The organism is Lysinibacillus sp. NPDC097231 (assembly GCF_044761885.1).
In the GTDB taxonomy this organism is placed as follows: Bacteria; Bacillota; Bacilli; order Bacillales_A; family Planococcaceae; genus Lysinibacillus.
Map to the genome: position 1 here is coordinate 1 of NZ_JBIWDH010000067.1, position 6,597 is coordinate 6,597.

Consider the following 6,597-nt stretch of genomic DNA (forward strand, 5'->3'; position numbering starts at 1 on the left):
TGGATTTGGCTATCGAAATGAGATCCACCTGTTCCTTCGCTTACAATTGGAAACAGGGCATTGATTTTGTCATCCCCGACTTTTGGTGATGAACCTTTAATATGTAATGATTCCATATTCTATATATTCTATATGATACATTAACTCTAATAATCATACTACCAAAACCTACCATAATGCGAATATATAAATATACCTTGAAGAAAAAAAGGGAGCTGCTTCTCCCTTTTAAATATACCCTCTCTCTTTCAGGCTAGTAAAACTGGTATCACTATTTACTACTAAGTGATCAAGCACTTCGATGCCTAGTAACTTTCCAGCTTCGGCTAATCTCTTTGTAACGTTAATATCTTCCTTCGATGGCGCTATGTCACCACTTGGATGCTGATGAGCAACAATGACACTGGATGCATTATTAAGAATTGCTGATTTAAACACCTCGCGTGGATGGACGAGTGAGGCATTTAACGAACCTACATGACAACAATGAACTGCAATAATATTATTTTTCGATATTTAAGAAAACAACGTTTCACGGTTTAAGAGATACTCATGCATCGTTTTTATTTGCCCAAGACATAAATATTGCTTATGTATCAAAGCGATTAGGTCACATTAATATTCAAACCACACAGAATTATTATCTGGAATTAATGCCAGAAAAAAGCACCAGCAAGATGCTGATGCTTTAAACCTGTTAAGTTCTTTATGAGGTTCAAGCTGATTTGAACCAACTTGAACCAAAAAACCTTTGTAAACGTTGATGCAATAAGAAATTGATTAACGTTTTGAGAACTGAGGTGCACGACGAGCGCCGCGTAGACCTGGTTTTTTACGTTCTTTCATGCGTGAATCACGAGTAAGTAATCCAGCAGATTTTAATGCAGCACGGAAATCTGGGTCTACTTGAAGTAGAGCACGAGCGATACCGTGACGTACAGCACCAGCTTGACCAGTGTATCCACCACCGTTAACGTTTACGTGGATATCATAGCTTCCTGTAGTTTCAGTAGCTACTAATGGTTGTTTAATTACTTCACGTAATGCAGCGAATGGTACGTATTCTTCGATTTCACGTTTGTTGATAACAATTTTACCTGTACCTGGTACTAGACGTACGCGAGCTACAGAACTTTTACGGCGACCAGTGCCGATGTATTGAACTTGTGCCAAAGTAATATCCTCCTCTTAATTTATATTATCCGCGAAGCTCGTATGCTTCTGGTTTTTGTGCAGCATGTGGATGTTCTGTTCCTGTGTAAACGTTTAGTTTACCGAACATTTTACGACCTAAAGAGTTTTTAGGAAGCATCCCTTTGATCGCTAATTCGATCATTCTTGTTGGGTACTTATCTAGCATTTCACCAGCAGTACGAGTTTTTAAACCACCCGCAAATTGAGTATGGTGACGGTAAAGTTTACCCTCTAATTTGTTACCAGTTAAATGGATTTTGTCAGCGTTGATGATGATTACGTGATCACCTGTGTCAACGTTTGGTGTGAATGTTGGTTTATGTTTACCACGTAAGATTGCAGCTACTTCAGAAGCTAAACGTCCAAGAGTTTGGCCTTCTGCATCAACTACTAACCATTTACGGTCTACTTCGTGACCTTTAGCCATGAATGTTGTACGCATGTATATATCCTCCTAATCGATTCGATTACCGTTATTTTTCATTAAACTACACTATAAGTTTTCGGGGCTTATTTGTGGTGGTAATGAAAATACCATCTGTTATCATATAATGAATGACTTTTAAAGTCAAGCAATTTCAATAAACACCTGGAGAAGTTGTTCAGATTCATTGATTGGTTAAATTAGGGCTTTTGTGAGCCTTCATTTTGTACTTCCTAATGCCTTATCACCATCACGTTTGGTCGATTTCCGCTTCGACTGGGCGCTTTCCTAAGGGCGTGAGGCAACAAGTGTTTTCTGCCGCGAAAGCGCAGGATGTTGGTCACGAAGTCATTATCACAAGACGTGATGCTTTTAGCCTTCGTTCCCCTAATTCACTTCGCTACGTGACGCTAATCCCCAAGGAGTCGCACAGTCTCTATTCCAATCAACTCATACACATGATATAAATGGCATCTCCAACTTTTGTTGATAGCCTTTTAATAGAAGACTTTTTCAAGATATAGACCTTGTGGAGGAGCAGTTTTTCCTGCTTTATCACGATTCAAAGATTTAACGACTAACTCCACGTTCTCAATATCACGACGTCCTACTCCAACCTCCCAAAGTGTACCTGCAATAATGCGTACCATATTATATAAGAAGCCATTTCCTTCGATAATCATATGAAGCTCCTCATCGTACCACTCAAATTGCAATGCAGTTACTGTTCGCACCTTATCCTTAACACTTGTGTTGGCTGCACAAAAGCATGAGAAATCATGTGTACCGATAATGGCCTTCGCTGCCTCCTGCATTGCCTCAACATTTGGCTTTACACCATTTGTCTCCACTGTATAATGTCTGCGGAATGGGCTCTGTACAGACTTACATGACCATATATAACGGTACCGCTTCCCTGTCACACTGTAGCGCGCATGAAAATCAGCAGTCACTTCTTCAACTGTCATTACTCGAATATCTTTTGGTAGTTGAACATTCAATGCTTTCATATATTTTTCTACTGGAATCGCAAGTGGCGTATCAAAATGCAATGTTTGGCCCGTGGCATGTACTCTTGCATCTGTACGACCACTTGCAGTTACCTTGATCTTTTCCCCTTTATGCATCATGGCTAGAACACGCTCAAGCTCTGCCTGGACAGTACGTTCCCCCGGTTGTACCTGGTAGCCTGAAAAATGTGTTCCATCATAACTAATTACTACTTTTAATCGTCGCATAAAGCTTACTCCTTTTAACTTCTATAGAAGAATAATAAAACGGACATTGCTACTAATAACACGAGCGCGAATGTATCGCTCATATCCCACTTTAGCTTGCGGTACCTAGTACGCCCCTCGCCTCCTCGGTAGCCTCTTACTTCCATAGCCGTTGCTAAATCCTCAGCTCGTTTAAAAGCACTTACAAAGAGAGGTACTAGTAAAGGTACAACCGCCTTAATGCGATCCTTGATAGGGCCAGAAGATAAATCCGAACCACGTGCCATTTGTGCCTTCATAATTTTATCTGTTTCATCCATTAAGGTCGGAATGAAGCGCAATGAAATAGACATCATAAGAGCTAACTCATGGACAGGCACTTTCAATGCCTTTAATGGATTTAGCAATACTTCAATGCCATCCGTAATTGAAATCGGAGAAGTTGTAAGCGTCAAGATAGATGTCATAAATACTAGAACTAGAAAACGTATCGAAATAAATATCCCTTGTCGGATACCCTCTTCATAGATAGTGATAAACTTCCACTCAAATACTGGGGCGCCTTCCTTCGTCATAAAAATATGAAGCAGGAAGGTAAATGCCATTAAAAATAGTACCGGCTTTAAACCATTAATTAAAAAATACAGGCGAATACGTGACACTAGCACAATGAGTAAAGTAAATGCCAACAGCAATGCATATGTCACTGTATTGTTTGCTAAAAACACAATAATAATGAAAGCGAATACAAATATGAGCTTTGATCGTGGATCGAGCTTATGAACCGGAGAATTTCCAGGTAAGAAGCGCCCAAATATCATTTTCTCCATCATGATTCTGCACGCTCCTCTCTTAACACTTGAGCAATTTCAGCAGCAAGCTCCTCCTCCGTTAAACATATCTTAGAGAAGGACTTATTGATCATATTTTCGATTTTTTGCTGAAAGCGTACGATACGGGGTGGCTCTAAGCGGTAATTCTTTAATGTCTCAACATCTCTGAAGATTTCTTGAGGTGCACCGCTTAATACATTTTTTCCTTCATGCATGATGATAATATTGTCTGCATAACGGGCTGCATCCTCCATGCTATGCGTAACGAGAATCGTCGTTAGCCCTCGTTCCTGGTGAAGCTTATAAAACATATCCATAATTTCTTTTTGACCACGTGGATCAAGCCCAGCAGTTGGTTCATCCAAAACAATAACTTCAGGTTCCATCGCTAATACACCAGCAATTGCCACACGGCGCATTTGTCCCCCTGATAAATCAAAAGGTGATTTTTCAAGTACGCTTTCTGGCAAGCCTACTAAACCTATAAGCTCTTTTGCTCGCGCTTCAGCCTCTTGCTCCGGTACGCCAAAATTCATAGGACCAAACATAATATCCTTTAACACCGTTTCCTCAAACAATTGATGCTCTGGGAATTGAAATACAATACCAACCTTTTGACGAACAGCTTTTAAATTCTTCGCCTTTTTTCCTGCTGCAACGATACGATCTCCAATATGTACCTCCCCTGAAGTAGGTCTTAGAAGTGCATTAAAATGCTGAAGAATTGTCGATTTACCGGAGCCAGTATGTCCGATAATCGCCTGATACGTATGTGATGGAATTTCAAAATCTACATCGAATAATGCACGTTTTTCAAAGGGTGTACCTTGTGCATAGGCAAAGCTTACTTGTTGAAGTTTGATGTCCATAAATCATTCACCAACTCTTCTTCTGTCATATGTTGTCCCATTAGTGGAACACCTTCCTTTTGCAATAACTTGGATAACTTCATGGCAAATGGTAAGTCCAGTCCCAGCTCAACTAACTTGTCCCCTAGTGCAAAAATTTCAGCAGGTGTACCTTCAGCAAATTTCTTACCATCATTCATAAAAAGAACACGATCTGCAAGCATTGCTTCCTCTAAATCATGTGTAATAGATATTACCGTTAGCCCTGTTTCTGCACGTAAAGTTTGAACTGTTTGTAATACCTCTGCACGTCCTTGTGGATCTAGCATAGATGTTGCTTCGTCTAAAATAAGAAGCTTTGGTTTTAATGCGAGTGCACCTGCGATGGCAACACGCTGCTTTTGCCCACCTGATAAGTGATGTGGTTCATGATCTAAAAAATCGCTCATCTTTACTTGCTCAAGTGCTGCATTTACACGTTCCACCATATCTTCAAATGGCACACCGTTGTTTTCAAGGGCAAAGGCAACATCATCCTGCACTGTCGCTCCAACAAATTGATTGTCTGGATTTTGGAAAACCATACCCATTTGTGAGCGGCTCTCCCAAAGGTTTTCCTCACTCAACACTTCGCGTAATATACGCACATCACCCTGCTGTGGATATAACAAGCCATTCATAAGCTTTGCAATGGTGGATTTACCAGAACCGTTATGGCCAACAATGGCAATCCATTCACCTTCCTGTACCGCGAAGCTTACATTTTCTACAGCATTGCGACTTTCATTTTCTTCTGGTGTATATGAAAACGTTACATTATTTAACGATAAAATTTCAGGCATTTCTAGAACTCCTCTCTACATGCTCAGCTCTACTAACTAACTTACACTTTTTTATGTATGAATTCTACTACAATCATTATGTCGATAAAGAAAGTAAAAAGGCTTTCTCTTCTTTCATCTATTTCAATATAATTTGAATGGTTTTTCAAGAATCAATAAAAAGAAGGCGTATATAAAAAAAAGCACCACTATATTGGCGCTATCTCTTATTGCTTGTTTAAAAAATAAAAAAGCGCGCACCTCATTCGATAGAAATGCGCAAGTCGTTACATTTACAAGAAACGAGGGTGCTCAAGCCCTTGTTTCCTTTGAATGAGGTGCGGAGAGCTAAACGAGACGCCACACAACAGTGTCCGCTCATCATAACGCTCAGCTTAATTATTTGTCGTATAAATCGTTTATAAAGAAAGAGGGTGGTGATTCCACCCTCTTCACCACTTGTCTTCTCTTATGATTCAATTATGCCTCGGCATAATTGCGTCCGGAATCGGCTTTGTGCCTAGGCCTGCATGATGCAGGTCAGTTAGCCGTTATCGCATGGATGCGATGGTTTTAGGCTAACATCCTTTTTAGAAATACTTTGCGATTCCGTGACATCCGCCGGAGGCTTTAACTTCTTTAAAGAAGTTAAACTAATTCAATCACAACAACAGGTGCACCGTCACCACGACGTTGACCTACTTTAAGAATACGAGTGTAACCACCTTGACGCTCTGCATAACGTGGTGCAACATCATCGAATAACTTTTGAAGTGCAAATGAAGTTGTTTCGTTACCTTCTGCATCAGTAGTTGTTACTAGTTCACGACGGATGAATGCAGCAGCTTGACGGCGTGCATGTAAATCACCGCGTTTACCTAATGTAATCATTTTTTCAACAGCTTTACGTACTTCTTTAGCGCGAGCCTCAGTAGTTTCGATACGCTCGTTGATGATTAAATCAGTAGCTAAGTCACGTAACATCGCTTTACGTTGAGAACTTGTACGACCAAGTTTTCTGTAACCCATGGATGTTTCCCTCCTTTATAAAAAATATCTGATCTTATAAGTTTTGTTTAAATCGCTTAGTCTTCTTTGCGTAATCCTAAACCAAGCTCTTCTAACTTCGCTTTTACTTCTTCTAGTGACTTACGTCCAAGGTTACGAACTTTCATCATATCGTCTTCTGACTTATTCGCAAGTTCTAGTACTGTATTAATACCAGCGCGTTTTAAGCAGTTATAAGAACGAACAGAAAGT

The 6,597-nt window shown here is 40.0% G+C and carries 9 protein-coding genes and 1 pseudogene; 1 reads left to right on the plus strand and 9 read right to left on the minus strand.

Features of this window, described 5'->3' with window-relative positions:
- Window positions 1-228: 228 nt before the first annotated feature.
- Window positions 229-513 (minus strand): annotated as a pseudogene (locus ACIQXF_RS22865) (JAB domain-containing protein); the annotation flags it as partial.
- Window positions 514-578: 65 nt separating this feature from the next.
- Between ACIQXF_RS22865 and ACIQXF_RS23075 the strand changes: the two are divergent.
- Window positions 579-692: a hypothetical protein gene (locus ACIQXF_RS23075; RefSeq protein WP_483869739.1), complete on the plus strand. Its 114-nt coding sequence runs from the start codon at window positions 579-581 to the stop codon at window positions 690-692.
- An 88-nt stretch (window positions 693-780) separates the two neighbouring features.
- Here ACIQXF_RS23075 and rpsI read toward each other — a convergent pair whose 3' ends face one another.
- From rpsI to ACIQXF_RS22910, 8 genes are all read right to left on the minus strand, one after another.
- Window positions 781-1,173, minus strand: coding sequence for a 30S ribosomal protein S9 (gene rpsI, locus ACIQXF_RS22875; protein ID WP_004233744.1), 393 nt, complete (start codon window positions 1,171-1,173; stop codon window positions 781-783).
- A gap of 25 nt (window positions 1,174-1,198) precedes the next feature.
- Window positions 1,199-1,636, minus strand: coding sequence for a 50S ribosomal protein L13 (gene rplM, locus ACIQXF_RS22880; RefSeq protein ID WP_053596074.1), 438 nt, complete (start codon window positions 1,634-1,636; stop codon window positions 1,199-1,201).
- Window positions 1,637-2,115: 479 nt separating this feature from the next.
- A complete protein-coding gene (gene truA, locus ACIQXF_RS22885; protein ID WP_402788073.1) occupies window positions 2,116-2,856 on the minus strand; it encodes a tRNA pseudouridine(38-40) synthase TruA in 741 nt (246 codons plus the stop codon).
- 14 nt (window positions 2,857-2,870) lie between these two features.
- Window positions 2,871-3,668, minus strand: coding sequence for an energy-coupling factor transporter transmembrane component T family protein (locus ACIQXF_RS22890; protein WP_402788076.1), 798 nt, complete (start codon window positions 3,666-3,668; stop codon window positions 2,871-2,873).
- On the minus strand, window positions 3,665-4,537 hold the full coding sequence (locus ACIQXF_RS22895) for an energy-coupling factor ABC transporter ATP-binding protein (protein ID WP_402788082.1): 873 nt from the start codon (window positions 4,535-4,537) through the stop codon (window positions 3,665-3,667). Before ACIQXF_RS22895 ends, ACIQXF_RS22890 begins: the two co-directional genes overlap by 4 nt.
- A complete protein-coding gene (locus ACIQXF_RS22900; protein ID WP_402788084.1) occupies window positions 4,513-5,358 on the minus strand; it encodes an energy-coupling factor ABC transporter ATP-binding protein in 846 nt (281 codons plus the stop codon). The genes ACIQXF_RS22895 and ACIQXF_RS22900 overlap by 25 nt, the downstream gene beginning before the upstream one ends.
- A gap of 627 nt (window positions 5,359-5,985) precedes the next feature.
- A complete protein-coding gene (rplQ, locus tag ACIQXF_RS22905) occupies window positions 5,986-6,366 on the minus strand; it encodes a 50S ribosomal protein L17 (RefSeq protein WP_068986534.1) in 381 nt (126 codons plus the stop codon).
- A 56-nt stretch (window positions 6,367-6,422) separates the two neighbouring features.
- Window positions 6,423-6,597: DNA-directed RNA polymerase subunit alpha C-terminal domain-containing protein (locus ACIQXF_RS22910; protein WP_402788089.1), on the minus strand; the 175-nt coding region annotated here is incomplete at its 5' end.